25 protein-coding genes are annotated in these 24,972 nt (G+C 67.3%); 11 read left to right on the top strand and 14 right to left on the bottom strand.

Annotated elements, in window-relative coordinates; translation table 11 throughout:
• Positions 1-36: 36 nt before the first annotated feature.
• The 6 genes from AC3ITW_RS03670 to sufT form a co-directional block, all read right to left on the bottom strand.
• A complete protein-coding gene (locus tag AC3ITW_RS03670; RefSeq protein WP_100434086.1) occupies positions 37-1,776 on the bottom strand; it encodes a S8 family peptidase in 1,740 nt (579 codons plus the stop codon).
• 378 nt (positions 1,777-2,154) lie between these two features.
• A complete protein-coding gene (locus tag AC3ITW_RS03665) occupies positions 2,155-3,177 on the bottom strand; it encodes a M23 family metallopeptidase (protein WP_100434085.1) in 1,023 nt (340 codons plus the stop codon).
• A gap of 1 nt (position 3,178) precedes the next feature.
• Positions 3,179-3,514, bottom strand: a complete 336-nt coding sequence (locus AC3ITW_RS03660) for a transcriptional regulator (protein WP_012510131.1) — start codon at positions 3,512-3,514, stop codon at positions 3,179-3,181.
• Positions 3,511-4,167: a hypothetical protein gene (locus AC3ITW_RS03655; RefSeq protein WP_004144915.1), complete on the bottom strand. Its 657-nt coding sequence runs from the start codon at positions 4,165-4,167 to the stop codon at positions 3,511-3,513. The genes AC3ITW_RS03660 and AC3ITW_RS03655 overlap by 4 nt, the downstream gene beginning before the upstream one ends.
• 174 nt (positions 4,168-4,341) lie before the next feature.
• A complete protein-coding gene (locus AC3ITW_RS03650) occupies positions 4,342-5,436 on the bottom strand; it encodes a branched-chain amino acid aminotransferase (protein ID WP_004144913.1) in 1,095 nt (364 codons plus the stop codon).
• 59 nt (positions 5,437-5,495) lie between these two features.
• Positions 5,496-6,047: a putative Fe-S cluster assembly protein SufT gene (sufT, locus tag AC3ITW_RS03645; RefSeq protein ID WP_004144911.1), complete on the bottom strand. Its 552-nt coding sequence runs from the start codon at positions 6,045-6,047 to the stop codon at positions 5,496-5,498.
• Between the two features lie 122 nt (positions 6,048-6,169).
• On the opposite strand from sufT, the gene AC3ITW_RS03640 reads away from it, so the two are divergent.
• On the top strand, positions 6,170-6,589 hold the full coding sequence (locus tag AC3ITW_RS03640; protein WP_004144909.1) for a hypothetical protein: 420 nt from the start codon (positions 6,170-6,172) through the stop codon (positions 6,587-6,589).
• Positions 6,590-6,688: 99 nt separating this feature from the next.
• Here AC3ITW_RS03640 and AC3ITW_RS03635 read toward each other — a convergent pair whose 3' ends face one another.
• Both AC3ITW_RS03635 and AC3ITW_RS03630 read right to left on the bottom strand, forming a co-directional pair.
• The gene (locus AC3ITW_RS03635; RefSeq protein ID WP_004144904.1) at positions 6,689-8,149 is read right to left on the bottom strand and encodes an NAD(P)(+) transhydrogenase (Re/Si-specific) subunit beta; all 1,461 of its coding nucleotides are present in this window, start codon (positions 8,147-8,149) and stop codon (positions 6,689-6,691) included.
• Positions 8,146-8,466: an NAD(P) transhydrogenase subunit alpha part 2 gene (locus AC3ITW_RS03630; RefSeq protein ID WP_004144903.1), complete on the bottom strand. Its 321-nt coding sequence runs from the start codon at positions 8,464-8,466 to the stop codon at positions 8,146-8,148. The genes AC3ITW_RS03635 and AC3ITW_RS03630 overlap by 4 nt, the downstream gene beginning before the upstream one ends.
• A gap of 98 nt (positions 8,467-8,564) precedes the next feature.
• On the opposite strand from AC3ITW_RS03630, the gene AC3ITW_RS03625 reads away from it, so the two are divergent.
• From AC3ITW_RS03625 to AC3ITW_RS03615, 3 genes are read left to right on the top strand one after another with little or no spacing between them, the layout of a single operon-like run.
• A complete protein-coding gene (locus tag AC3ITW_RS03625) occupies positions 8,565-9,149 on the top strand; it encodes an RNA polymerase sigma factor (protein WP_100434084.1) in 585 nt (194 codons plus the stop codon).
• Positions 9,146-9,472: a hypothetical protein gene (locus AC3ITW_RS03620; RefSeq protein ID WP_100434083.1), complete on the top strand. Its 327-nt coding sequence runs from the start codon at positions 9,146-9,148 to the stop codon at positions 9,470-9,472. The genes AC3ITW_RS03625 and AC3ITW_RS03620 overlap by 4 nt, the downstream gene beginning before the upstream one ends.
• 4 nt (positions 9,473-9,476) lie before the next feature.
• On the top strand, positions 9,477-9,938 hold the full coding sequence (locus AC3ITW_RS03615; RefSeq protein WP_100434082.1) for a DUF3106 domain-containing protein: 462 nt from the start codon (positions 9,477-9,479) through the stop codon (positions 9,936-9,938).
• A gap of 77 nt (positions 9,939-10,015) precedes the next feature.
• Here the strand turns inward: AC3ITW_RS03615 and AC3ITW_RS03610 are convergent, their stop codons facing one another.
• Both AC3ITW_RS03610 and AC3ITW_RS03605 read right to left on the bottom strand, forming a co-directional pair.
• Positions 10,016-11,095 carry an NAD(P) transhydrogenase subunit alpha gene (locus AC3ITW_RS03610; protein WP_004144857.1) on the bottom strand — a complete coding sequence of 360 codons (1,080 nt, stop codon included), beginning with the start codon at positions 11,093-11,095 and terminating at the stop codon, positions 10,016-10,018.
• 52 nt (positions 11,096-11,147) lie between these two features.
• The gene (locus AC3ITW_RS03605) at positions 11,148-13,469 is read right to left on the bottom strand and encodes a PacR family protein (protein WP_100434080.1); all 2,322 of its coding nucleotides are present in this window, start codon (positions 13,467-13,469) and stop codon (positions 11,148-11,150) included.
• Positions 13,470-13,800: 331 nt separating this feature from the next.
• Between AC3ITW_RS03605 and AC3ITW_RS03600 the strand changes: the two genes are divergently transcribed.
• Genes AC3ITW_RS03600 through AC3ITW_RS03585 form a run of 4 tightly spaced genes read left to right on the top strand, consistent with a single transcriptional unit; the run spans position 13,801 to position 16,670 of the window.
• Positions 13,801-14,382, top strand: coding sequence for a nitroreductase family protein (locus tag AC3ITW_RS03600; protein WP_012510124.1), 582 nt, complete (start codon positions 13,801-13,803; stop codon positions 14,380-14,382).
• Positions 14,379-15,329, top strand: coding sequence for a 5'-3' exonuclease (locus AC3ITW_RS03595; RefSeq protein ID WP_032968783.1), 951 nt, complete (start codon positions 14,379-14,381; stop codon positions 15,327-15,329). The genes AC3ITW_RS03600 and AC3ITW_RS03595 overlap by 4 nt, the downstream gene beginning before the upstream one ends.
• The gene (locus AC3ITW_RS03590) at positions 15,326-15,880 is read left to right on the top strand and encodes an NUDIX hydrolase (RefSeq protein WP_004144854.1); all 555 of its coding nucleotides are present in this window, start codon (positions 15,326-15,328) and stop codon (positions 15,878-15,880) included. Before AC3ITW_RS03595 ends, AC3ITW_RS03590 begins: the two co-directional genes overlap by 4 nt.
• Entirely contained in the window at positions 15,873-16,670 is a 798-nt protein-coding gene (locus AC3ITW_RS03585) for an N-formylglutamate amidohydrolase (protein ID WP_100434078.1), read from the top strand. Before AC3ITW_RS03590 ends, AC3ITW_RS03585 begins: the two co-directional genes overlap by 8 nt.
• A gap of 544 nt (positions 16,671-17,214) precedes the next feature.
• Here AC3ITW_RS03585 and AC3ITW_RS03580 read toward each other — a convergent pair.
• Both AC3ITW_RS03580 and AC3ITW_RS03575 read right to left on the bottom strand, forming a co-directional pair.
• A complete protein-coding gene (locus tag AC3ITW_RS03580; RefSeq protein WP_153675024.1) occupies positions 17,215-17,886 on the bottom strand; it encodes a DUF7716 domain-containing protein in 672 nt (223 codons plus the stop codon).
• The gene (locus tag AC3ITW_RS03575; RefSeq protein ID WP_100434077.1) at positions 17,883-19,301 is read right to left on the bottom strand and encodes an MFS transporter; all 1,419 of its coding nucleotides are present in this window, start codon (positions 19,299-19,301) and stop codon (positions 17,883-17,885) included. The genes AC3ITW_RS03580 and AC3ITW_RS03575 overlap by 4 nt, the downstream gene beginning before the upstream one ends.
• 105 nt (positions 19,302-19,406) lie before the next feature.
• Here AC3ITW_RS03575 and AC3ITW_RS03570 point away from each other — a divergent pair, with 105 nt between their 5' ends.
• Entirely contained in the window at positions 19,407-20,291 is an 885-nt protein-coding gene (locus AC3ITW_RS03570; RefSeq protein WP_065722886.1) for a LysR family transcriptional regulator, read from the top strand.
• Positions 20,292-20,363: 72 nt separating this feature from the next.
• Here AC3ITW_RS03570 and pip read toward each other — a convergent pair whose 3' ends face one another.
• On the bottom strand, positions 20,364-21,305 hold the full coding sequence (gene pip, locus AC3ITW_RS03565) for a prolyl aminopeptidase (RefSeq protein WP_012510118.1): 942 nt from the start codon (positions 21,303-21,305) through the stop codon (positions 20,364-20,366).
• A 48-nt stretch (positions 21,306-21,353) separates the two neighbouring features.
• The gene (prmC, locus tag AC3ITW_RS03560; RefSeq protein WP_100434076.1) at positions 21,354-22,211 is read right to left on the bottom strand and encodes a peptide chain release factor N(5)-glutamine methyltransferase; all 858 of its coding nucleotides are present in this window, start codon (positions 22,209-22,211) and stop codon (positions 21,354-21,356) included.
• Between the two features lie 350 nt (positions 22,212-22,561).
• On the opposite strand from prmC, the gene ahpC reads away from it, so the two are divergent.
• Both ahpC and ahpF read left to right on the top strand, forming a co-directional pair.
• On the top strand, positions 22,562-23,125 hold the full coding sequence (ahpC, locus tag AC3ITW_RS03555; RefSeq protein WP_004144811.1) for an alkyl hydroperoxide reductase subunit C: 564 nt from the start codon (positions 22,562-22,564) through the stop codon (positions 23,123-23,125).
• Between the two features lie 226 nt (positions 23,126-23,351).
• The gene (gene ahpF / locus AC3ITW_RS03550; RefSeq protein ID WP_004144809.1) at positions 23,352-24,944 is read left to right on the top strand and encodes an alkyl hydroperoxide reductase subunit F; all 1,593 of its coding nucleotides are present in this window, start codon (positions 23,352-23,354) and stop codon (positions 24,942-24,944) included.
• Positions 24,945-24,972: the final 28 nt, after the last annotated feature.

Raw genomic sequence — 24,972 nt, 5'->3', positions numbered from 1 at the left:
CAGAGCCGGGGCGTGCCCATGGAGAGGGGCTTGGGCTCAGTACTGGGCGTTGAGGGTCAGGCCCGAGAAGGTGCTGTAGGCCTTCACCCGCACATACCAGGTGCCGGCGGCCGGACTGTTGATGGTGCAGGTCTCGCTGTTGCCACTCAGGTACGGACGGCAGGTATACGCGGTATCGGTCGGGGCACTGCCCTGGCGCACGTACAGGTCAGCATCACCGCTGCCGCCACTGATCGCCACGCGCAGCTGGGTGCTGCCGGCCGGAACGTTGACCGTGTAGCTCAATGAAGCGCCACTGGCAGCGCCGAGGCCGGTGACCGGGACGTTGTTCTGCAGCACGTTGCCGCCCGGGTTCGGGCCACCGCCGTTGATCGCCGCAGCCACAGCCGCGTCGGCGTCGATGATGCCGGCGCCGCAACCACCCGAGCAGGCGCCCGGCAGCGGACGTGCAGTGCTCTTGATGATGCTCTCCACCTGCGCCGGGCTCAGCGGGCTCGGGGCAACGGACTGCATGAGTGCGACCACGCCGGCCACGTGCGGTGCCGCCATCGAGGTGCCGTTGTACGAAGCGTAGCTGGCGCTGCCCGGGGTGGTGGTGCCGCTGTTGAGGGTGGACAGGATGCCCTGGCCCGGTGCCGAGATGTCGATGCCGTTGCCATAGTTGGAGAAGCTGGCACGCGCACCGGCCGAGGTGGTGGCCGCCACCGCGATCACGTTCGGGCAGTTGGCCGGCACCGACGAGGACACGTTGGTATTGCTGTTGCCGGCGGCGACCACCACGGTGGTGCCACGGCCGACAGCGCCATTGATCGCGTTCTGGTAGGTGGTCGAGCAGCTGCCGCCACCGCCGAGCGAGAGGTTGATCACTTCGGCGGGATTGGCATTGGCCGGCACGCCGCTGACGCTGCCGCCGGAAGCCCACACAATCGCGTCGGCGATGTCGGAGGTGTAGCCGCCGCACTTGCCGAGCACGCGCACCGGCACGACCTTGGCGTTGAACGCGGTACCGGCCACGCCGGTGCTGTTGTTGGTCACCGCCGCCACCGTGCCGGCGACGTGGGTACCGTGCCAGCTGGAGTTGGAACCCGGGTAGCCGGCCTGGCACTCATTGTCGCCGTACCAGTCACCTTCATCGTTCGGGTTGTTGTCGCGGCCATTGCCATCGCGCGCCATCGCGGCGTCGCTGATGAAGTCATAGCCGGGCAGGATGTTGGCGTTGAGATCGGCATGGTTGGTGATGCCGGTATCGATCACCGCGACCACGACGCCGGTGCCGGTGGCCTTGTCCCAGGCCGGCCGGATGTTGATGCCGGCATTGGAGGTGCCGAAGCCCCATTGCTCGCTGAAGCGGGTGTCGTTCGGGGTCAGCGTGGCACGCATGATCTGGTCGACTTCGACGTATTCCACGTTCGGGTCGGCGGCCAGCTTGCGCATCAGCTGCTCGGATTCGGCCTGGTCGAGCGGACGATCGGTCCTGACCAGGGTCGGGCCGACGGCCAGCTTGCGGACCTGCTGCAGGCCCAGCGCGCGGCCCTGGCTGCTGGCCAGGCCGGCGGCGGCACTCTTCAGTGAAGAGGCCAGTGCGGTGGTGTTGGCCACCGGGGCACTGCCGTCGCGGTACTTCACGATGAAACGCTGGTGGGTCTGCGCGGACTGCAGGCCGCTGAGCTGGACGTCACCGGCCAGCGCAGGCGTGGCCAGCAGCAGCGATGACAGAACGGACGCACCAAGGACCACCCACACTCGACGCACACGCGGTTGCGTTACCTGGGACATCGTATTTCCCTTTCTTGTGGTGTGAATGCCGGAATCGGCAGAAGCACCGGCCCGAACCATGGGCTGGCTTGCGTTGGCGAGGTTCGAAGTCCGGCGAGTCAGCGGATCCCCCTAACGATCCGCCGTGCAGATGACGCTAATGACCAAAACCGGACACCACAAGATTTTCAGCGTCTTTTCAGCAAGATGAAATGTTCGTTCTGAGACTTTTCGGGTCGAGGGTTTGTGAAGGTGAAGGAACTTTCTCGTGCCCTGCACGCACCTGACTGGGTCATCACGTGTCCTGCGATGACTTTGCCGACATCGGCGTCCACTGCTGACACCAACGACGGCGCAGCGTGCCCGCGGAGTGCCTGCCCATCGCGTCGGACGCGCTGACTACTTTGCCTGAGGGAGGCGCGCCGGCCGGATCCGCTGCCCTTTGACCGGCTCGCCGCGTGCAACCGGCTGGCCATCGGCGATGTAATCGGAGAACTGTGCCGGCAACGCTTCGCCGACACCGAACACGGGCCCGGCCTGCAGCTGGTAGTGCAGGTGCGGCTCGGAGGAGTTGCCGCTGTTGCCACAGTCACCGAGGTGCGCGCCGCTGCGGACAGCCTGTCCCTGCGCCACACGCACACTGCCCTGGCGCAGGTGCGCCAGCACCGAGTATTCCTCGTTGCCGTGGTCGAGGATGACGCGGTTGCCGGTGAGCTGGGCGGCATTCATCTGGCCCGGCACGTTGTCGGCGACACCCTCGATCACCTCCACCACCGTGCCGTCGGCGGGCGCGAGGATCGGGCGACCGAAGCAGTAGTAATCATCGTTGCGCAGGCCATCGCCACGGTGCGAGCGGCCATCGCGGACCACCAGCAGATCCAGCGCGAAGCGCTGGCCGGCATGGGCCGCATGGTAGTTCTGTTCGACGCTACGCCCGCCCCAGAACACGTAGTACTCATCGTCGAACGGCAGTTGCAGCCGTGTGCGGGTCTGGTAGTCGAGGAACCCGCTCCTGGCGGCCTGCGGTGGCGTGGTCTGGAGCGGGCGGATGTAGAAACCGCCGATCCGCCCGTCGGCGTCGATGGCCCACAGCACCTGGATGATGGCCGGGCTCCTGGCGAAACGCGCCTGCCGCAGATAGGTGTCGAATCCATCAACCTTCTCGACCTTCTCACTGACCAGCTCGGTTTCTGCGCCCCAGCCCGCCAGCACCTGCTCGCGCAGCGCCACCAGGTTCTGCGGGGACTGCAGCCCCGCCTGCATCTGCGGCGTCATCCGTTCCCACAGAGCGTCGATGTGCCCTTCGTAGAACTGCGTGGTCAGCGCAGCTCCCTGTTGGCGCGGATCTGCAGCCGCAGCCGCGCCGATGAGGGCAGAGAAGGAAACAACCAGAACTGCAAACAGGCGCGGGAGCAATGTCATGTCAGGCGTCCTTTCGATCCGGATCGGGAATGCCGGCAACGATCGCCGCCAGCTGTGTGCGGTACTCGGCCAGGGCAGTGCGGCCCATCGGCGTCAACTGCAGGGTGGTCAGCGGGCGCTTGCCGCGGAACGACTTGTCGATGGCGACCAGTCCAGCAGCCTCCAGCTTGCTCAGATGGCTGGACAGGTTGCCCTTGCTCAACCCGCTGAGATGTTCGACAAAGCCGAACTCGGCGGATTCGGCACCTGCCAGGATCGACAGGATCAGCAGGCGTGCCGGCTCGTGGATCAAGCGGTCGAGCTGGAGCAGCGCTCTGGAGTCAGGCAGCTGGGTCATTCGACGTTCGTCCGCGCCGCCATGAACGCGCGCATCTCTACCTGCAGCCGCTGGAAGCGCTGGTGGTCACGCCAGCCGACCACGATCAGTGCGATGGATGCCAGCGGGAACACCGCCGTGCTCGGGCCGAAGCCATACGCCTGCCCGGTGAAGGCCAGCGCGGCCTGGCACAGCAGGAACACGCCCACGATGAACTCCAGCGGCGTACGCAGCCAGCGCCACACCACCCAGGGCAGCAGCGCCACCACGGCCAGGTAACCGATGGCGCGCAGGTCCCAGGGCAGCTCGCCCATCGGCGCCAGCCGGGTCAGCACGCTGCCGATCACCAGCACGCTCACCAGCGCGGTGAAGGCGATGAAGAAGCGCTGGAAGTTGCGTTCTGCCGGCGTGACCTGCTCCTCGACCTGGCCCAGCCGCTGGTAGTAGCGGCGTGCCAGCCATTGCTTGCCGACGATCCACAGCACCGGCACGGCAATCAGCACGATGCGCAGCGCCAAGGTGGTCGGCAACAGGGCGCCGGCAAGGAACGAGGCCAGGCAGGCAATGCCGCCTGCCATGGCCGACAGGCCCCCGGCACTTCGCGAGTACCGCGAGTATTCACGGGTCAGCGCCTGCAGGCGCGAGGAAGGATCAATGACGGACGGCTGCTGCATGACACGCTCCATCGGGGTCGCTTGAATTTAGTTTGCATTGCAAACCTATTTGCGTCAAGCGGCCGTCTGCTGCGATCGACGGGCGGGTCCACAACGCAGAAAGCCCGTCACTGGGACGGGCTTTCAAGAAGTGCCGCCGGGCATGGCCCGGCGCTACCGGTTCAACGCGGGCGATCAGCCCAGCTTGACCAGCCAGTTGTGGCGGTCCGGCAGGCGGCCGTACTGGATGTCGGTCAGCTCCTTGCGCAGCGACATGGTCACTTCGCCGGCCGGGGCGTTGATGTCGCCGACCGAAAAGCCCTCGCCCTTCAGCTGGCCGATCGGGGTGACCACAGCGGCGGTGCCGCAGGCGAATACTTCGGCGATCTCGCCGGAGGTCACACCCTGCTTCCACTCATCGATGGTGACCTTGCGCTCTTCGACCTTCATGCCACGGTCGCGGGCCAGCTGCAGGATGCTCTCGCGGGTGATGCCCTCGAGGATGCTGCCCGAGAGCTGCGGGGTGACCAGGGTGCCGTCCTTGTAGACCAGGAACACGTTCATGCCGCCCAGTTCTTCCAGGTACTTGCCTTCGACCGGGTCGAGGAACAGCACCTGCGAGCAGCCCTGTGCCTGCGCCTTCTGCTGCGGCAGCAGCGAAGCCGCGTAGTTGCCACCGCACTTGGCGGCACCGGTGCCGCCCTTGGCTGCACGTGCGTATTCGGTGGACAGCCAGATCGACACCGGGGCGACACCCTTGGCGAAGTACGGGCCGGCCGGGCTGGCGATGACGTAGTAGCCGGCCTTGTGCGCGCCGCGCACGCCGAGGAAGGCTTCGTCGCCGATCATGAACGGACGGAAGTACAGGCTCGACTCATCGGCCGACGGCACCCAGGCGCTGTCGACGGCGATCAACTGCTTCAGCGATTCAACGAAAATCTCCACCGGCAGCTCCGGCAGCGCCAGGCGCTGCGCCGAACGCTGCAGGCGACGGCCGTTGGCGTCCGGGCGGAAGGTCCAGATCGAACCGTCGGCGTGGCGGTAGGCCTTGATGCCTTCGAAGATTTCCTGTCCGTAATGCAGCACTGCGGCGGCCGGGTCCAGCTGCAGCGGACCGTAGGCACGCACGTTGGCGTTGTGCCAGCCAGTGTCCTTGTCCCAACGCACTTCCACCATGTGGTCGGTGAAGTGCAGGCCAAAGCCCGGCTTCTCCAGGATCTGGGCGCGCTCTTCAGCGCTGCGCGGGTGGTCCGAACGGGTGACGGCGAAGCTGGGAATGGACTGGGACACCGGAGATTTCCTGTTCTGGTTGCGGGTAGTACCGGGCCCGCGTCACTGCGGGCCGTGGGTCAAAGCATGCCGGTCTCGAGCCGGGCCGCCTCGGACATCATGTGCTGGTTCCACGGCGGGTCGAACACCAGCTCGACGTCGGCCTCGGCCACCGTCGGGATCATTTCAAGCTTGCTGCGTACGTCGTCGACCAGGATGTCGCCCATGCCGCAGGCCGGCGCGGTCAACGTCATCTTCACGTCGATCTCGCGCTGTCCTTCGTCCAGATGCTTGATCTCGACCTCGTAGACCAGGCCCAGCTCGACGATGTTCACCGGAATTTCCGGATCGAAGCAGGTGCGCAGCTGCTGCCACACCAACTGCTCCACCTGCTCGTCGGTCGCATCGGCCGGCAGCTCCAGCGGTGCCGGGGCCTCCTTGCCGATGGCGTCACCGTCCTTGCCGGCGATACGGAACAGGTTGCCTTCCACGAATACCGAATAGCTGCCGCCCAGCGCCTGGGTGATGTACCCATAGCTGCCGGCGGGCAGGGTCACGGTGTCGCCCTGCGGGACCATCACGGCCTCGCAATCGCGTTCGAAGTGGACAGGTTCGCTGCTACGGGAATACATGGGGACCGATATGGGGCCGTGGCCAAGGCCACGCAAGACGGCATTCTAGCCCAGCCGCCCTACCCTCGCCGGTGCACTGCCGCAAACCACAGTATCCTGTGGATGACTTTCAGGGAGCTTCGATGTCCTCCAATGCCGCGCGTGCCAGGACCGTGACCTGGCTCTGGCCCCTCATGCTGCTGCTGGGCCTGCTTGTTGCTCCCCTCGCCTGGATGGTGCTGGCCCTGATGACCGGCCGGCAGGTCGGCTGGATGGCCGTGGTGACCGCACTGGAACTCGTGTTCATGCTGCGCATGGGCACCCTGGGGCCGGGCCGGCTGCGCATCACCCTGGTGGTGCTGGGCACGTTGCTGGTGGCAGCGGTGGCCAACTGGACCATCGCCAGCGCGTGGATGGGCGGCTCGATCGGGCTGGACCTGTGGGATGCAACCACGCGGATGGGGCCGCACCTGGCCTGGACGCTGATCACCCTCGCCAATGGCGCGATGGAATGGCTGTGGCTGGCCGTGGGTGTGACTGTGGGCGCCTGGCTGGCGCGCTGAGCGCACCGGATGTGGGTAGCGCCGGGCCATGCCCGGCGGATTGTTGGAACAGCCGCGCTGCGCGCTCGCCGGGCATGGCCCGGCGCTACCGGTACGGCATCAATGCCCCCCGTCGAGCCCCTTCAGCTCACTGACCAGCGAGGCCGCAGCTTCGGCACCATCGCCGTACAGCATGCGGGTGTTGTCAGCGTAGAACAGCGCATTTTCGATGCCGGCGAAGCCAGTGCCCTTGCCACGCTTGATCACCACCACGTTGCGGGCGTTGACCACGTCCAGCACCGGCATGCCGTAGATGGGGCTGGCCGGGTCGGTACGCGCGACCGGATTGACCACGTCGTTGGCGCCGATCACCAGCACCACGTCGGTGTTGGCGAATTCCGGGTTGATGTCATCCATGTCGGCGATCAGGTCGTAGGGCACGCCGGCCTCGGCCAGCAGCACGTTCATGTGCCCCGGCATGCGTCCGGCCACCGGGTGGATCGCGAACTTCACCTTCACCCCGCGTGCGATCAGCCGCTGTGCCAGCTCCCAGATCTTGTGCTGGGCCTGGGCCACGGCCATGCCGTAGCCGGGCACGATCACCACGCGTTCGGCGAAGGCCATCATCGCCGCCACGTCAGCTGCTTCGATCGGCTTCTGCGAACCGGAAATCGCCTGCGCCTCGCCCGCCGCAGCGCCGCCGAAATTGGAGAACAGCACATTGCGGATCGGCCTGTTCATCGCCTTGGCCATCAACCGGGTCAGCAGGATGCCCGCGGCGCCGACCATCATGCCGGCGATGATGAGTGCCTCGTTGCCGAGCACATAGCCCTCGAAGGACACCGCCAGGCCGGTGAACGCGTTGTACAGCGAGATCACCACCGGCATGTCGGCACCACCGATCGGCAGCGTCATCAGCACGCCCAGCGCCAGCGCCAGCACGAAGAAGGCGACGATCGCCCAGGTGTTGAGCGTGCTGGCCGCGATGATCGCCAGCACTACCACCGCCAGTGCCACCAGCAGGTTCATCACCTGCTGGCCCGGCCAGGTCACCCGCTTGTCGAGGCGGCCATCGAGCTTGGCCCAGGCAATCACCGAGCCGGACAGCGACACCGCACCAATGGCCGCACCGACCACCGCCAGCAGCAGCACCGTGCCCGAGGGTTGGCGTGCAGCGAGGTCGGCCAGCGCCTGCGCGCTCCAGTGTGTGGTATCGCGGTTGGCCAGGAAGGCGTAGCGCAGCAGTTCCACTGCACCGATAGCTGCGGCCGAGCCGCCGCCCATGCCGTTGTACAGCGCCACCATCTGCGGCATGTCGGTGACCGCGACCTTGCCGGCCGACCACCACGCCAGGCCCGCACCCAGCAGCAGCGCCACCAGGATCAACGGCACGTTGTGCAGTTCGGGCAGGAAGAAGGTGGCCGCCGTGGCCAGCAGCATGCCCAGCCCGGCCCAGCGGATGCCGCTGCGTGCGGTCAGCGGCGAGGCCATGCGTTGCAGGCCGAGCAGGAACAGCGTGGCGGCGACCAGGTAGCTGGCCTTGACCAGCCAATCGAGCAGTTCGACGGTGCTGATGTTCAAGCCTGCGGCTCCTTCGGTTCGTCCTTGCCGCGCTTGGGCGCACTCGGCTTGAACATTTCCAGCATGCGCGCGGTGACCACGTAGCCACCGGCGGCATTGCCGGCACCGAGCACCACGGCGAGGAAGCCCAGCGCCTTTTCCAACGGCGTCTGCGCGTGACCCAGCACCACCATCGCGCCGATCAGCACGATGCCGTGGATGAAGTTGGAACCCGACATCAGCGGGGTATGCAGGATCACCGGCACCCGCGAAATGATCACGTGGCCGGCAATGGCCGCCAGCATGAAGATGTACAGCGCTACGAACCCGTCACTCACTGGCAACGCTCCCGCTCTGTCTTCGTCGCCCCATCATAACCATGGGCTGAACCCGGCGCGCGCCCGGCGTCAACCAAAGCCGCGCTCACGCGTTGTCGATGGTGACCCCGAGCGAGGAACCGTACCCTGTGCTGGTGAGCAGCCCCCTCCCCCCGAGCGCCGAGACCGATGCCCTGCCGGCATCGCTGGAGGCGTTCCTGGCCAGCGTCGGCCCGCGTGCGTTCCGCTTCGCCGAGGCCGGCCTGCGCCAGCGCGAGGATGCGCTGGACGCGGTGCAGGATGCCCTGCTGCGCATGCTGGACTACGCCGACAAGCCGGCCGTCGAATGGGCACCGCTGTTCTGGAGCATCCTGCGCCGGCGGGTGATCGACCTGCAGCGCCGGCGTCGCTTCCGCCTGCCGTTCTGGCGTGACAACCAGGACGCCGACGGCGGCGAGATCGACTGGGCCGACCCCGGCCCCGACCCGTCGCAGGCGCATGAGCAGCACCAGCAGTACCAGCAGCTGGTGCAGGCACTGCGCTCCCTGCCCGCCCGCCAGCGCGAGGCGTTCACCCTGCGCGTGCTGCAGGACCTGGACGGAGCCACCACCGCCCGCGCCATGGGCTGCAGCGAAGGCGCGGTAAAAACCCATCTGGCACGCGCCCGGCAGGCGCTGCAGGACTACCTGGAGACCCACCCGTGAACCGCTCCCTGCCCTCCGATGACACCCTGCGCAGCCTGCACGCGCAGTCGCTGCAGGCGTTGTCGCCGACGACGCTGTCACGGCTGCGCCAGGCCCGCCATGGCGCCGGCGCGACCCATCGCGGGCGCTGGCGCTGGTGGCTGGCCAGCGCCTGTTCGCTGGTGGTGGCACTGGGTATCGGCCTGCAGTTCACCGGCCATGGCACGCTGACGGGCCCTGCGCCGGCACCGGTGCTTGCGGCAGTGGAAGACAACAGCGCGCTGTACGACGAGAATCCCGATCTGTACCTGTGGCTGGGCGACAACGACCTGGCGATGGAGTGAACCCATGTCCCGACTGCATACCCTGCCACTCTTGCTGGCCCTGTCGCTGTTACCAGCCATCCCAGCGCTGGCACAGAGCGCCGCACCCGCCCCTGCCACGCGTCCCATGCCGACCGCACCGCTGCCGGCATGGGAACAACTGAGCGACGCCCAGCGTGAATCCCTGCTGGCGCCGCTGCGCGACCGCTGGAACAGCGCCGACGCCGGCCAGCGCCAACGCATGCTCTCGCATGGCCAGCGTTGGCAATCGATGAGTCCGGAGGAACGCGACAAGGCCCGCCGTGGGCTACGCCGCTTCGAGCACATGAGCCCGGAGCAGCGCGAGCAGGCGCGTGCCCTGTTCGGCCAGATGCGTGACTTGCCACCCGCACAGCGCGACGCCCTGCGCGAGCGCTGGTCACAGATGACGCCGGAACAGCGCAAGGACTGGGTGCGCGACAACCCTCCGCCGGCAAAGCCGCGATAACACGGTAGCGCCGGGCCATGCCCGGCGGATCCAATGCCTGCCGCTGCGCTCGCCGGGCATGGCCCGGCGCTACCGGCTCACGCCCGCCAGCGCGTCTTCGCCAACAGCTCGTCGTCCCAGTCGAAGGCGAGCTGGCCCTCGCGCACGAACAGCGCGACGAAGTTGAGCAGGTTGCGCGCATACATCTCGCTGGCCTGGGTCGCGCCGCGGCTGGCCAGGCCGAGCGGGCCATCGATGGTCACACCCTGATGCTCGATGCACTCGCCCGGCCGGGTCAGCGCGCAGTTGCCGCCACTTTCGGCGGCCAGATCAACGATCACGCTGCCGGTGGCCATGCCTTCCACCATCGCCGCGGTCACGATCGTCGGTGCCGGGCGCCCCGGTACCGCCGCCGTACAGATCACCACGTCCACGCTGCGCAGGTGGTCGGCCAGCCGGCGCTGCTGCTCAGCGCGTTCCTCATCGGTCAACGCACGCGCATAGCCGCCTTCGCCGGCCGCGCTGACGCCCAGGTCGAGGAAGCGCGCGCCCAGCGACTGGATCTGCTCGCGGGTTTCCGGACGCACGTCGAAACCTTCCACCTGCGCGCCAAGGCGGCGCGCGGTGGCGATGGCCTGCAGGCCGGCCACGCCGGCACCGATCACCAGCACCTTGGCCGGACGCACGGTACCGGCGGCGGTGGTCAGCATCGGGAAGAAGCGTGGTGCGCGCTCGGCCGCGATCAGCGCGGCCTTGTAACCGGCCATGCCGGCCTGCGAGCTGAGCACGTCCATCGCCTGTGCACGGGTGGTGCGCGGCAGCTGCTGCAGGGGGAACAGGTACAGACGGTCGTCACTGGCCAACGCGGCCAGGGCCGGGTCGCTGGCCGGGGCCAGCAGGCCGACCACGCTGGCAGCGGGCTTGAGCTGCTCCAGCACCGCCGCCGGCGGCGCCTGCACGCACAGCAGGATGTCGATCTCGCCCCAGCGGCTGGCGTCGAAGACCCGCGCGCCTGCATCGTCATAGGCAGCATCGGTGAAGCCTGCGGCAAGGCCGGCACCGGCTTCGTACCAGACGCTGACGCCCAGCGCACCGAGCTTGCGCGCGGTTTCCGGCGTCAGTGCCACGCGCCGCTCGCCCGGCGCGGTCTCCTTGATCCCCAGCAACGCCACGGCCATGCAGGTCCCCGCTGATCGGTGTGTTTTCCCGATCCTAGCAGGCCGCCACCGCTCAGTGCAGGGTGGCGCTGCCCGGGTCCAGCCGATCGATCACGCCCTGCATGGCGCTGTCGAAGGCGCCATCGTCAACATGGGCGCGCAGGCGGCCCAACCGCACCATCACCGCCAGTTCCTCCGGCGAAGCCACGCAGAAACGCACGCCACGGCGGTTGACGAACAGCAGGCGCGAGGAAATCGGACTGATCCAGGACAGCTTGCCGGCCTGGACCTTGCCATCCTTGTCGACGAAGTCCAGCCAGTTGCCGATCTCCATGCGACGGAAGCGATCGGCGTCGACGTTGTCGAAATCATCAGCATTGATCTGGCCACTCAACTCCACCGCCGGCGACTCGGCCACCGGCGGCGTCGGCAGCGCGACCTGCGGCAGCTCCGGCAGCGCGCGCTGCAGTTCCGGCCGCGATTCAGCAATGCCCTGCAGGGTGTCATGCAGCGCATCGATGGCGGCGGTGGCCGCATCGCCATGCACGCCGACGCTGGCGAATACTTTGGCCAGTACCGGCTGCCAGGCCTGCAGCCACGGCTTGCCGACGATCTGGCGGCGCGCTTCGGCCACTTCTTCCAGCAGGCCATCGCCCAGGCTCAGCGCCTCGGCCACCGACGCCCCCTCCTCGCCCTCGCGCAGCAGTGCCAGGGTCAGGTGATGCTGCCATGGCTGGCGCAGGAACTCGGCAATGGCCGACGGCAGGGTGGCATCGCCGATGCGGCGGTCCAGTTCGGCGCCGGCACGGCTGCGGGCCATTTCCAGCTTTTCCTGGCCGCGCTGCGTTTCGGCGGCGCGACGCTCGGCAATTTCCACACGGCGACGATGCTGCACCAGGAATTCGCGGAATTCTTCTTCCAGGGTCAGGAAGATCGCCAGGTTTTCGTTGAACTCGGCCACCAGGCGCTCGATGATCTCCTCGACCTTGGCCATCAGCATGCGCTCGGCCTGGCTCTCGCCGGTGTTGCCTTCGCAGGCCTCGGCCAGCGAGTTGAGCAGTTTGCGCGCCGGGTGGGTCTTCTGCACGAACATGCGGCGATCGAGCATGGCGACCTTGACGAAGGGCACTACCAGGCGACCGATCAGTTCGCGCGAGCGGCCTTCCAGTTCGCGTTCGTCCAGCATCACGTCGAACAACATGCCGACCAGGTCGATCGCATCTTCGTCCTGCGGATCCAGCCGGCTCTGGCCGGGGTCGACGCCAAGCCGGGTGGCGCTGGACAGCACTTCGCTCTTCAGCCGCTGCGCCAGCGATTCGCCGTCCTCGCCAATGGCTGCGCGCAGGGTTGCGCTGGGCGTGGCCTGCAGCAGCGACAGCACCGACATCATCTCGCGCTGGCTCAAGGGGCGATGCTGGCCAACAGCGACCTGTGCAGCCGACGTCGCGTCCTCGCGCACGTGGCGGGTCTGCTGCAGCAGTTCGTGCAGCGCTTCCAGCAGCATGCCCTGCTGGCCCGTGTAGGCCTCGCCGGTGCCGCCGTCTTCGCCATCCAGGTGCTGCTGCATGTGGCCGCGGCGCTCGGACCAGCGTGCGGCAAAGCGCTGCGCCCAGGCCGGTGCGGCCTGTTCGTCGTCGCCGGATTCAGCATCGAAACCCGCGCCCTGACGCTGCTCGACCAGGTCGTCCAGGCCCGAAGGCATCCGCGGCTCGGGCGCAGCCGACAGCGGACGTCGCGGCGCCCCCATCTGCGACATCACCCCGGCGGCAGCCAGTTGTTCGTCCAGCTTCTCGTAGATACGGCCGACCGGCGCGCGCAGGTCGCGCTCGCACAGCTTGATCAGCACCAGGTGCACTTCCGGCGCCAGCTCGCAACCGGCAAAGGCCTCATGGATGGCCACGCCCAGGTGTTCGGGGCTGACCGGGTTGTGGTCGGCATCCAGCTCGGCGCCGCCGATCAAGCGGCCCAGGCGGCGGTCCAGCCGCGCCAGCACCGGCTTGAAGTCGCGCAGCAGCACGGTCGCGAAATTGCGCACCGCCAGCCGCGACTCCAGTACATGCTCATCCAGCAGGCTGAGACCATCCTCGGCCGGGCCCGACAGGGTCGCCTCGGCCGACAACGGCTCCCCGCTGGCCAGCGCATCCCAGGCCCGCTGCAGGTGGCCGGCGAAGGCGGCGGCGATGTCCTCACGGCGGCGGCGCAGCTCGCGCATCGCATCCAGGAACAGCAGCTGCGACGAGCCAGCATTGCCGGCGCGGTCGAACAGGGCATCGTCGAAACGCGCCAGTGCGGCCCCGAAGGCCTGGCACAGGGCAGGCAGGACCACCTCCCGGGCACGCTGGAGCTGTGCCGGGTCACGGCCCGGCGATCCCATCGGTGTGGGCGCGCTCATCATTCGGGAAGGCTCCCCACCTTCTCTGGTACGACAGACAACATGGACATCACGACGACCGGTACACCCCATGTACCGGTACGTCGATGGTAGGCCGGCCAGCCCGTCACGGACAGTGAAACAGTCCTCACTTCAAACCTCATGACCGGCGGCCCGGCAAGACAGATATCGTAAGCGGTGCAAGGCCCATGAGGCGAGGGGAAGCGGTCGTCCGTTTCCCGCCAGTGGCATGATGTTCATCACAGTTTGATATTCAGGGTCCGGACGCGACACAGACGGTGCCATTGGCCGCCCCGACTATAATCAAACACCCGTGACGACCGGTTAATACTCCATGCCCGACCCCGCTGCCCTGCTTGCCCTGGATGCCCGCCGCTCAGTGCCTTCGCGGCAACTGGGCGAGCCCGGACCAGATCCGGCCACCCTGCAGCGGATGCTGGCTTCAGCAGTACGCGTGCCCGATCACGGCAAGCGCGTGCCGTTCCGCTTCCTGAAGATCGCCGGCGATGCACGTCACACTCTGGGCGACTTTCTGGCCGAGCGCAGCCGCCAGCGCGACCCGCATGCCGGCGAGGCGGTATTCGAGAAGGACCGCCAGCGTTTCAGCCACGCCCCGCTGGTGATCGTGGTGGTGGCCAGCCCGCGCCCGGACCCGAAGGTGCCCGAACAGGAACAGCTGATGACCGCCGGCTGCGTCTGCTTCGCCCTGCTGCAGGCCGCGCAGGCGCTGGGCTTCGGCGCGCAGTGGCTGACCGCCTGGATGGCCTTCGATCCGGTCGTGCAGGCCCATCTGGGCCTGGTCGAGGGCGAGGGCATCGCCGGTTTCATCCACATTGGTACGCCCAAGGCCGATGTTCCCGAGCGCGAGCGCCCCGACCCGGCGGCCCTGCTGCGCGACTGGACGCCGCCGGCATGACCCTGCCGGCTCCGCCGCCGTCGCTGTACCTGGTCGATGCCAGCATCTATGTGTTCCGCGCCTGGCATTCGCTGCCGGACGAGTTCCAGGACAGCCAGGGCTGGCCGACCAATGCCGTGCACGGCTTCGCCCGCTTCCTGCTCGATCTGCTGGAGCGCGAGCGCCCGCGGCACATCGCCATCGCCTTCGACGAAGCGCTCGACAGCGGCTTCCGCCATCGGCTGTATCCGGCCTACAAGGCCAACCGTGATCCGGCTCCTGAAGCGCTGAAGCGCCAGTTCGTGCATTGCAAGGCGCTGTGCGCGGCGTTGGGCCTGGCCGTGCTGGCCCACCACGAATACGAGGCCGACGACCTGATCGGCAGCGCCCTGCACGTGCACCGCGGCAGCCATCGCGGGGTGATCATCTCCGCCGACAAGGACCTGTCGCAGCTGCTGGTCGACCACGACGAACAGTGGGACTACGCCCGCAACCAGCGTTGGGACGTGGCCGGCGTGAAGGCACGGCACGGCGTGCACGCGCACCAGATCGCCGACTACCTGGCGCTGTGCGGCGATGCGGTGGACAACATTCCCGGCGTCAGCGGCGTCGGCAGCAAGTCCGCTGCGGTGCTGCTGGCCCATTTCGGCAGCATGGACGTGCTCTACGAACGTCTGGACGAAGTGCCGTTCCTGCGCCTGCGCGGCGCCGCACAGATGGCGGTGCGCCTGCGCGAGCAGCGCGAGCACGCCCTGCTCTGGCGCCAGCTGACCACCATCGCGCTGGACGCGCCGCTGGAGGGCAGCCAACCCGGCCTGCTGCGCCAGTCGGCCGACCCGGAGCTGCTCGCTGGCCTGTGCCAGACCCTGCGCTTTGGTCCGATGACCCGCCGCCGGCTGTTCGATGCCGCAGGCGTGGCCGACCCCGTTCCCACTCCATCTTTTTCCAATTCCGGCGAGCCCGCATGAGCCAGCGCAACACCGAAGCCCCGCGTGTCGTCTACGAAGGCAAGTACCAGCGCATGCTGGTGCGCGGCACCTGGGAATACAGCGAACGCACCCATGCTGGCGGCCTGGCGGCGATCATCATCGCCGTCACCCCCGAGGACAAGGTGCTGTTCGTCGAACAGTTCCGCGTGCCGCTGCAGGCCCCCACCATCGAAATGCCGGCCGGCCTGGTTGGCGACATCGATGCCGGCGAGTCGATCGAAGTCTCGGCCGTGCGCGAACTGGAAGAAGAGACCGGCTGGACCGCCGATCACGCCGAAGTGCTGATGATCGGCCCGACCTCCTCCGGCGCGAGCGCCGAGAAGATCGCCTTCGTCCGTGCCACCGGCCTGCGCCGGATCGGCGAAGGTGGCGGCGACGACAGCGAGGACATCACCGTGCACGAAATTCCGCGCGCACAAGCGGCGGCGTGGCTGGTGCAGAAGATGGGCGAAGGCTACGAGCTGGATGCCAAGCTGTGGGCCGGACTGTGGATGATCGAGCATCACCTGGACGGGCGCCCGCGTGGCTGACGCCGACCTGCACACGCTGCCGGCGTTGCTGGGTGGCGGTGATCCTGCGATCTACACGATCCACCGCCCGCAGGGTGCTTCGCCGTTCCTGCTGCTGGCCGATCACGCCGGCCAGCAGGTACCGCGGGCGCTGGGCGGGCTTGGCCTGGGGCAGGCCGAGCTGGACCGCCACATCGGCTGGGACATCGGCATCGGTGGCACCACCCGTGCGCTGGCTGCGCTGCTGGATGCCTGGGCGATCGAGCAGACCTATTCGCGGCTGCTGATCGACTGCAACCGCCCACTGGCCTCGCCGACGCTGATTCCGGAAGTAAGCGACCACACCGTGGTGCCGGGCAATGCCGGGCTGTCGGCGGCGCAGCGGCAACAGCGCATTGATGCGATCCATGCGCCGTACCACGCACGCATCGACGCCGAACTGGACGCACGCCGCGATGCCCGTCGCCCCACCCTGCTGGTGATGATGCACAGCTTCACCCCGGCGATGAACGGCGCGCAGCGGCCGTGGCATGCCGGCGTGCTGTACCACCAGGACACGCGCTTTGCGCATGCACTGCTGCAGGCACTGCGCGACGAAGGCGACCTGGTGGTGGGCGACAACGAACCGTATTCGGTCAGCAGTACCAGCGACTACGCGGTGCCGGTGCACGGCGAAGGCCGCGGCCTGGTGCACGTGGAACTGGAAATCCGCCAGGACCTGATCGCCGATGCCGCCGGGCAGCAGGCATGGGCGGAGCGGCTGGCGCGGATTTTCAGCGCGCTGCAACCGCAGTTGCTGGCCGCCGGGTGATTTACCCAGGCTTGGTAGTGCCGGCCGCTGGCCGGCAACTGCAATGATCCAACGGACCTTGGGGTTGCCGGCCAGCGGCCGGCACTACCGCAATACGGGCGCGTCCATCCACGGGAACGGCTTGAACCCGTGCACCTGCACGGTCGCACCGGTGGCGTCGAAGTCATCCTTGGGAGCGGCTGGCGCGGATTTTCAGCGCGCTGCAGCCGCAGTTGCTGGCCGCCGGGTGATTTACCCAGGCTTGGTAGTGCCGGCCGCTGGCCGGCAACTGCAATGATCCAACGGACCTTGGGGTTGCCGGCCAGCGGCCGGCACTACCGCAATACGGGCGCGTCCATCCACGGGAACGGCTTGAACCCGTGCACCTGCACGGTCGCACCGGTGGCGTCGAAGTCATCCTTGGGAGCGGCTGGCGCGGATTTTCAGCGCGCTGCAGCCGCAGTTGCTGGCCGCCGGGTGATTTACCCAGGCTTGGTAGTGCCGGCCGCTGGCCGGCAACTGCAATGATCCAACGGACCTTGGGGTTGCCGGCCAGCGGCCGGCACTACCGCAATACGGGCGCATCCATCCACGGGAACGACTTGAACCCGTGCACCTGCAAGGTCGCACCGATGGCGTCGAAGTCATCCTTGATCGCCTGCGCACGGTTGCGATCCAGTCCTTCACCGAGCGCCAACGGCAACGAGCGGCAGCGCGCCAATGCTTCGCCTACCGGGATTTCCAGCACGTGCGCCACGCGCTGCGCAGCGGCCTTCAGCTGGTCTACCGGGCACGCCACCATGCACAGGTCGAACGAAGCGAAGATGCCTTCGCCCACCCCTGCCTCGCGCGCAGCCGCCTGTTCCTCAGCACCCGCTTCACCCAGGGCCTCGTCGATGCCATCGACCTGCTGGAACGCGTCGTACTCGGCGTAGTACGCCAGCGCCTGCGCATAATCGGCCAGTGTGGACATTGGGCGTTGCCGCTTCTGCACGTCGAGCACGTCGGCGAAGGTCGCCGGTTCAAGATAGCTGGACAGGCCCAGCGCGCGCGCGCGGGCAGGAACATCGCTGTCGTCGTCGAACGCTGCTTCTTCATCGGCCGGCAACCAGAAACGCGCCTGCAGCAGATCGCCATCGGTGGCGTGCACCCAACCGAAGGAGGCATACACCGCATCCTCATCGTTGCAGGCGGCGAAGGCATGCAGGGTCTGTTGCAGGTCCAGCAGTTCGATCATGCGTCGGTGCTCAGGCAGGCAGTCGCTGCCGAGTCTACCGGTGCCGGGCGCAGGCCCAGCGCGATCACCACGCCGAACGCGGCGAACAGCGCGGCGCCGTACTGTGCATTGACCATGCCCTGCAACGCATCAGGGCTGGTTGCCGCCTGCGTGCCGCGCGCGGCGTTGGCGACCATCACCAGTACCGCCAATCCCAAGGCGCCGCCGATCTGCTGGGCGGTGGCCGCCATGCCGGACGCAACACCTTGCTGCGGACCCGGTACGCCCTGCCCGGCCACGATCCACATCGCCGTCCAGCTCATGCCCTGGCCGATGCTGAGCACCACGACGCCCGGCAGCAGCGGCCAGTAACCTGCGCCATGCGGCATCGCCAGCGCCACCGCGGCGATGCCGACGGCACCTGCGGCGAAGCCGCAGGCCAGCACCTGCCGTGGCGAACGGCGCCGCAGCATGCGTTCGGCAATACGGATGCCGAAGGTGCACACCAATGTCGGCAGCAGGAAGGCCATGCCCGCCTGCAGCGGGCTCCAGCCATAGCCATCCTGGAAGTAGAGCGCCAGGAAGTAGTACTGCACGCCATAGCTGCTCATGAAAGCGAAGGTCAAACCCAGCGCGGCGCGCAGGCCGGGCAGGCGCAACAGCGAAAACTGCATCAGCGGGTCGCGGCTGCGCTTTTCGATCTGTACGAACACCGTCAACAGTACGGCGGAAAGCAGCAGGCAGATGAGCGTGGCCGGCGCCGTCCAGCCCCACTCCGGGCCCTGCACCAAGGTGGTGACCAGCAGGCTGCCGCCGGCGGTGACAGTGAGGCAACCGGCCAGATCGAATGAACGGCCCTGCACCCGTGGACCATCGGCCGGCAACCACACACCGGCCGCGACTGCACAGGCGGTGGCCAGCGGAACGATCACCGCCAGCACCGCCGGCCAGCCGAATGCCTGGGTCAGCACGCCGCCGAGCAGCGTGCCCAGCGCCAGGCCCACCGCGCTGGCCATGCTCCAGATTGCCAGCGCGCGGTTGCGCACCGGACCTTCCGCATACAGCGTGTTGATCAGTGCCAGCGTGGCGGGGAACAGCAACGCCGCGCCGATGCCCTGTGCCGCACGCGCGATGATCAACAGCGTGGCATTCGGCGCCAGCGCACCGAGCAGCGAGGCCAGCGCGAACAGCAGCATGCCCAGACGGTAGAAGCGGCGGCGGCCGATCAGGTCGGCGGCACGGCCACCCAGCAGCAGGCTGCCGCCGAAGGCCACGGTGTAGGCACTGACCACCCATTGCAGCTGCTGCGCGTTGATCTGCAGCGCGCGGCCCATGTCATGCAGGGCAACGAAGATGATGGTGGCATCCAGGGCGATGATCAGCTGGGCGGTGGCCAGCAGGGTCAGCGCCCAGCGCGGGTATTTGAGGGGAGGCATCGGCGGTCTGGCGCGGTGGGGGAGCGCAGTCTCATTGATGCGAGCCAATCAATAAACCCCTCCTCGACCATATCTGTCATGATTTTCGGCATGAATGCAGCCTCGATGGACCTCAATGCAGTGCGCATGCTGGTGCAGGTGGCCGAAGCCCGCAGCTTCACCGTGGCCGCCGGCCAGCTCGGCCTGAGCCAATCCGGCCTGTCGCGCGCGATCGGGCGGCTGGAGGCCACCCTCGGTGTGAAGCTGCTGCAGCGGAACACCCGCAACGTGGCGCTGACGCCGGACGGCCGCCAGTTCGTCGAGCAGGTGGCGCCGCTGCTGGCCGGCCTCGACGATGCCGAGCGGCAATTGGCGGATCGTCCGTGCACGCCCTCGGGCACCTTGAAGATCAGCGCGCCGTCGATGTTCGGGCGCAGGGTGCTGGTGCCTTTGCTTGGGCCGTTGCTGCAGCAGCATCCGCAGCTGCAGGTGGAAGCCGTGCTCAGCGATCGCCTGGTCGATCTGGTCGAGGAAGGCTTCGATGCCGCGCTGCGCACCGGCACCATCGCTGACCAGCGCATGGTGGCGCGCCCGTTGAAGCCACTACGCTGGGTGACGGTGGCCAGCCCGGAATATCTGGACCGCTGTGGCACACCGGACGATGTGGCCGCGCTGCAGGATCATGCCTGCCTGGCGGTGCGCAACCTGCGCAGTGGCCGGCTGGTGGACTGGCAGTTCCTGCAGGACGGGCAACTGCGGGAGGTCACGCCACCGGCGCGGATGGTGTTTGACTGCGGCGACCCGCTGGTGGAGGCAGCAATTTCTGGCATCGGCATCGTGCAGGTGATGGATTTCGCGGTGGCCGACGCGCTGGCCGATGGCCGCCTGCAACGCGTGCTGCAGCCATTCGAAGGCCGCAGCCGCGCGCTGTCGTTGATCTATCCGCCTTCGCGCCAGCATTCGCCGAAGCTGCAGGTGCTGGCCGACGCGTTGCTGGCCGGGGATTGGTAGCGCCGGCCGCTGGCCGGCGCCTGCGCGCATCCAACCGTTTCCGGGTTGCCGGCCAGCGGCCGGCACTACCGATCAGGCGAAGCTATCCGTCGCGCGCACCAGCGCGTCCACGTTCTCCGCTTCGAACGCCGAATGCCCCGAGGCCGGCGTGATTTCCAGCTTGGCCTTCGGCCACACCTTGGTCAGGTCCCAGGCGTTGGCCAGCGGGCAGACCACGTCGTAGCGGCCGTGCACGATCACGCCCGGGATATCGACGATGCGATGTGCGTCGCGCAGCAGCTGGTCTTCCACCTCGAAGAAGCCGCCGTTGACGAAGTAATGGTTCTCGATGCGCGCGAAGGCCAGCGCGAAGTGCGGGTCTTCGTGGCTGTTGATGAAGTCATCATCGACGTGCAGGAAGCTGGTCGCGCCTTCCCACACCGCCCAGGCCTTGGCGGCGTCCAGGCGGGTGGTTTCGTCGTCACTGGTCAGACGGCGGTGGAAGGCCGAGATCAGGTCATGGCGTTCCACCGACGGGATCGGCTTCAGGTAGTGCTCCCACGCATCCGGGAACAGGCGGTTGGCGCCTTCCTGGTAGAACCACTCCAGCTCCCAGCGACGCAGCATGAAGATGCCGCGCAGGACCAGTTCGGTCACGCGCTGCGGGTGGGTTTCGGCATAGGCCAGTGCCAGGGTAGAGCCCCAGCTGCCGCCGAACACCTGCCAGCGATCAACCTTCAGGTGCTCGCGCAGCTTCTCGATATCGGCGACGAGGTCCCAGGTGGTGTTGTCCACCAGGTCGGCGTGCGGCGTGGAACGGCCGGCACCGCGCTGGTCGAACAGGATGATGCGGTACTTGGACGGGTCGTGGAACTGGCGCATCTTGTCGCTGCAGCCGCCGCCCGGACCACCGTGCAGCATCACCACCGGCTTGCCGTCCGGGTTGCCGCACTGTTCGAAGTACAGCGTGTGGCGGTCGTCGACCTTCAGGGTGCCAACGTCGTAGGGGGTGATGGCGGGGTACAGCGTACGCATGCTTGCAGCTCCAGGGTGATGCCCTGCCGGGGCAGGAGAACCTCCATTCTAGGCCGGACGCCGGCCCAGGGTGATGCGGTCGCGCTGCTCCAGGTCCTGCACGGTCTGCACCTCTGCAAAACCCGCGGCGTCGAACAGCGCGCGGATCGCCGCGCCCTGCTCCCAACCGTGCTCGATCAGCAGCCAACCGCCGGGCAGCAGGTGGGCCTGGCCACCGTCGACGATACGACGGATGTCATCCAGGCCATCCACGCCGGAGGCCAGCGCGGTAGCCGGTTCAAAACGCAGGTCGCCCTGCTCCAGATGCGGGTCGTCGCTGGCGATGTATGGCGGGTTGCTGGCAATCAGGTCGAAGCGTGCACCCTGCAGTGGCGCATACCAGTCGTGCCCGCCCTCGGCGAAGCGGACGTTGCGCAGTTCATGGCGCGCAGCATTGCGCGCGGCCACAGCCAGCGCGCCCGGGCTGGCATCGGTGGCCAGCACCTGCGCCTGCGGCCGTTCGCTGGCCAGTGCCAAGGCGATCGCGCCGCTGCCAGTGCCGAGGTCGGCCAGCTGCAGCGCGCGGTCCTGTGGCAGGCGCTCCAATGCCAGCTCGACCAGCAACTCGGTTTCCGGACGCGGGATCAGCGTGGCCGGATCGACTTCCAGGTCCAGCGTCCAGAAACCGCGGCGGCCGGTCAGGTAGGCGACCGGCTCACCGGCCACGCGGCGGGCCAGCAACGCCTCGAAGGCGGCCTGGTCATTGGCGTCCAGCGGATCGGTGGCATGCGCGAACAGCCAGCTGCGCGGGCAATCCAGCACGTGCAACAACAGCAGTTCGGCCTCGTGGCGAGCCTCGACGCCGCCCAGGCGGGCACTGGCCTCGGCCACGACCTGGCGCAGGGTGGGTTCGGTTTGGAAAGACATGCCGCAATTGTAGAGCCGAGCCCATGCTCGGCTGCTTCTGCCGCAGTCGAGCTACACATCCACAGGCCCGCAGTCGAGCATGGCTCGACTCTACAAAAGGCTGCAATCCGTTCAGGTTCTGCCCGACGGGATAAGGAGGGACTATTGGCCCTATTCAGCCGTTCCGGAAGATTTTCCTTGTCACACAGGCAGTTGCAGGATGAAAGCGTCCGGGTTCAGTGCCTGCTCAGTACATTTTGATAGACTTCATCTATCAAATAGATGCAATCAATGGATTGTTCTTATCGATAGCGAGTCGGTAATCTAGGTCCTGTCGATTCACCCACTCCCCTTCACCCAGAGGAATAACGATGTCCCTGATCAACACCCAGATCCAGCCGTTCGAAGCCAATGCTTACCTGAATGGCGAGTTCATCAAGGTTTCCGACAGCACCCTGAAGGGCCAGTGGTCGGTCCTGATCTTCATGCCGGCCGCCTTCACCTTCAACTGCCCGACCGAGATCGAAGACGCCGCTGACCATTACGCCGAGTTCAAGAAGGCCGGCGCCGAGGTCTATATCGTCACCACCGACACCCACTTCTCGCACAAGGTGTGGCACGAAACCTCGCCGGCCGTCGGCAAGGCCCAGTTCCCGCTGGTCGGCGACCCGACCCACCAGCTGACCAACGCCTTCGGCGTGCACATTCCGGAAGAAGGCCTGGCCCTGCGCGGCACCTTCATCATCAACCCGGAAGGCGTGATCAAGACCCTGGAGATCCACTCCAACGAGATCGCCCGTGACGTCTCCGAGACCCTGCGCAAGCTGAAGGCTGCCCAGTTCACCGCCGCCAACCCGAACCAGGTGTGCCCGGCCAAGTGGAAGGAAGGCGAGAAGACCCTGACCCCGTCGCTGGACCTGGTCGGCAAGATCTAAAGCAGTACCGGCCTGCCGTGGCCCCACGCCACGGCGCGCCCTTCATCCCCGTGCCGGCCCCCCCCGCCGGCGTGGGGGTGAACCCAAGACAGCCAACGCTCGCCCGCCTTGGCCAGCCAGCCCCTTCCACGGTCGCTGTCTTGGGTTCACCCCTACCCCCTGTTGGTCCGCTACCTTCTACAGCGGTGCCACGCCCCCTGTTTGCCTGAAGCCAGGAGATGACCCGATGTTGGACGCCAACCTGCAGTCGCAGCTGAAGACCTATCTGGAGCGCGTGACCCGCCCGATCCAGATCACCGCGCACGCCGACGACGGCGCCAAGTCGCAGGAAATGCTGGAACTGCTGCAGACCCTGGACAGCCTGTCGGACAAGATCACGCTGCAGGTCCTGCGCGATGGCCAGGGCCGCGTGCCGTCCTTCGACCTGGGTACCCCGGGCCAGGATATCCACCTGACCTTCGCCGGCCTGCCGATGGGCCACGAGTTCACCTCGCTGGTGCTGGCGCTACTGCAGGTGGGCGGTCATCCGTCCAAGGCCACCGCCGAGCTGATCGAGCAGGTGCAGAACCTGGAAGGCGAATACAAGTTCGAAACCTACTTCTCGCTTTCCTGCCAGAACTGCCCGGACGTGGTGCAGGCGCTGAACCTGGCCGCGGTGCTCAACCCGCGCATCCAGCACGTGGCCATCGACGGTGCCCTGTTCCAGGACGAAGTCGAGAAGCGCGAGATCATGTCGGTGCCGACCGTGTACCTCAACGGTGAAGTGTTCGACCAGGGCCGCATGACCCTCGAGCAGATCGTGGCCAAGCTGGATACCAATGCCAGCAAGCGCGATGCCGAGAAGATCGCCGCCAAGGACGCCTTCGACGTGCTGGTGGTGGGCGGTGGCCCGGCCGGCGCGGCAGCAGCGATCTACGCTGCACGCAAGGGTATCCGCACCGGCATCGCCGCCGAGCGTTTCGGTGGCCAGGTGCTGGACACGATGGCGATCGAGAACTTCATTTCGGTGAAGGAGACCGAAGGCCCGAAGCTGGCCACGGCGCTGGAACAGCACGTGCGCGAGTACGAGGTGGACATCATGGACCTGCAGCGCGCCAGTGCGCTGGTGCCCGCCGGCGAAGACGGCCTGGTGCAGGTGCAGCTGGAAAACGGCGCGGTACTGAAGTCGCGCTCGGTGATCCTGTCCACCGGCGCGCGCTGGCGGCAGATGAACGTGCCGGGCGAAGACCAGTACCGCAACAAGGGCGTGGCCTACTGCCCGCACTGCGATGGTCCGCTGTTCAAGGGCAAGCGCGTGGCGGTGATCGGCGGCGGCAACTCCGGCGTGGAAGCGGCCATCGATCTGGCCGGCATCGTGTCGCATGTAACCCTGCTGGAGTTCGATTCCAGCCTGCGCGCCGACGAAGTGCTGCAGAAGAAGCTGCGCAGCCTGGCCAACGTCACCGTGCTGACCAGCGCACAGACCACCGAAGTGCTGGGCGACGGCAGCCGTGTCACCGGCCTGGTCTACAAGGACCGTGTCGGCGGCGACGCCCACCGCGTCGAGCTGGAAGGCATCTTCGTGCAGATCGGCCTGCTGCCCAACACCGAGTGGCTGAAGGACACCGTGGCGCTGTCGCCGCGTGGCGAAGTCGTCATCGATGACCGCGGCCAGACCAACCTGCCGGGCGTGTTCGCTGCTGGCGATTGCACGACGGTACCCTACAAGCAGATCATCATTGCCATGGGCGCCGGTTCGACCGCCGCACTGAGCGCGTTCGACCACCTGATCCGCTCGTCGGTGAGCAGCAGCAGTGGTGCTGTTGCTGAAGCTGCCTGATCCATCGTTCCCAGATCACCGGGAACAT

It is taken from the genome of Stenotrophomonas sp. KH_052, from assembly GCF_057838755.1.
Note: the sequence above shows the minus strand (reverse complement) of the source record. Positions and strands in the feature narration are given on the sequence as shown.

What these genes read in the sequence shown, in the direction of transcription:
- AC3ITW_RS03660 (WP_012510131.1), bottom strand. Translation starts at nt 3,514, where the DNA reads ATGACCCAGCTGCCTGACTCCAGAGCGCTGCTCCAGCTCGACCGCTTG.
- AC3ITW_RS03580 (WP_153675024.1), bottom strand. Translation starts at nt 17,886, where the DNA reads ATGATCGAACTGCTGGACCTGCAACAGACCCTGCATGCCTTCGCCGCC.
- AC3ITW_RS03625 (WP_100434084.1), top strand. Translation starts at nt 8,565, where the DNA reads ATGGTGACCCCGAGCGAGGAACCGTACCCTGTGCTGGTGAGCAGCCCC.
- ahpF (WP_004144809.1), top strand. Translation starts at nt 23,352, where the DNA reads ATGTTGGACGCCAACCTGCAGTCGCAGCTGAAGACCTATCTGGAGCGC.
- AC3ITW_RS03570 (WP_065722886.1), top strand. Translation starts at nt 19,407, where the DNA reads ATGGACCTCAATGCAGTGCGCATGCTGGTGCAGGTGGCCGAAGCCCGC.
- AC3ITW_RS03590 (WP_004144854.1), top strand. Translation starts at nt 15,326, where the DNA reads ATGAGCCAGCGCAACACCGAAGCCCCGCGTGTCGTCTACGAAGGCAAG.
- sufT (WP_004144911.1), bottom strand. Translation starts at nt 6,047, where the DNA reads ATGTATTCCCGTAGCAGCGAACCTGTCCACTTCGAACGCGATTGCGAG.
- AC3ITW_RS03605 (WP_100434080.1), bottom strand. Translation starts at nt 13,469, where the DNA reads ATGATGAGCGCGCCCACACCGATGGGATCGCCGGGCCGTGACCCGGCA.
- AC3ITW_RS03655 (WP_004144915.1), bottom strand. Translation starts at nt 4,167, where the DNA reads ATGCAGCAGCCGTCCGTCATTGATCCTTCCTCGCGCCTGCAGGCGCTG.
- prmC (WP_100434076.1), bottom strand. Translation starts at nt 22,211, where the DNA reads ATGTCTTTCCAAACCGAACCCACCCTGCGCCAGGTCGTGGCCGAGGCC.
- AC3ITW_RS03640 (WP_004144909.1), top strand. Translation starts at nt 6,170, where the DNA reads ATGTCCTCCAATGCCGCGCGTGCCAGGACCGTGACCTGGCTCTGGCCC.
- AC3ITW_RS03600 (WP_012510124.1), top strand. Translation starts at nt 13,801, where the DNA reads ATGCCCGACCCCGCTGCCCTGCTTGCCCTGGATGCCCGCCGCTCAGTG.
- AC3ITW_RS03665 (WP_100434085.1), bottom strand. Translation starts at nt 3,177, where the DNA reads ATGACATTGCTCCCGCGCCTGTTTGCAGTTCTGGTTGTTTCCTTCTCT.
- AC3ITW_RS03670 (WP_100434086.1), bottom strand. Translation starts at nt 1,776, where the DNA reads ATGTCCCAGGTAACGCAACCGCGTGTGCGTCGAGTGTGGGTGGTCCTT.
- AC3ITW_RS03575 (WP_100434077.1), bottom strand. Translation starts at nt 19,301, where the DNA reads ATGCCTCCCCTCAAATACCCGCGCTGGGCGCTGACCCTGCTGGCCACC.
- AC3ITW_RS03595 (WP_032968783.1), top strand. Translation starts at nt 14,379, where the DNA reads ATGACCCTGCCGGCTCCGCCGCCGTCGCTGTACCTGGTCGATGCCAGC.
- ahpC (WP_004144811.1), top strand. Translation starts at nt 22,562, where the DNA reads ATGTCCCTGATCAACACCCAGATCCAGCCGTTCGAAGCCAATGCTTAC.
- pip (WP_012510118.1), bottom strand. Translation starts at nt 21,305, where the DNA reads ATGCGTACGCTGTACCCCGCCATCACCCCCTACGACGTTGGCACCCTG.
- AC3ITW_RS03610 (WP_004144857.1), bottom strand. Translation starts at nt 11,095, where the DNA reads ATGGCCGTGGCGTTGCTGGGGATCAAGGAGACCGCGCCGGGCGAGCGG.
- AC3ITW_RS03615 (WP_100434082.1), top strand. Translation starts at nt 9,477, where the DNA reads ATGTCCCGACTGCATACCCTGCCACTCTTGCTGGCCCTGTCGCTGTTA.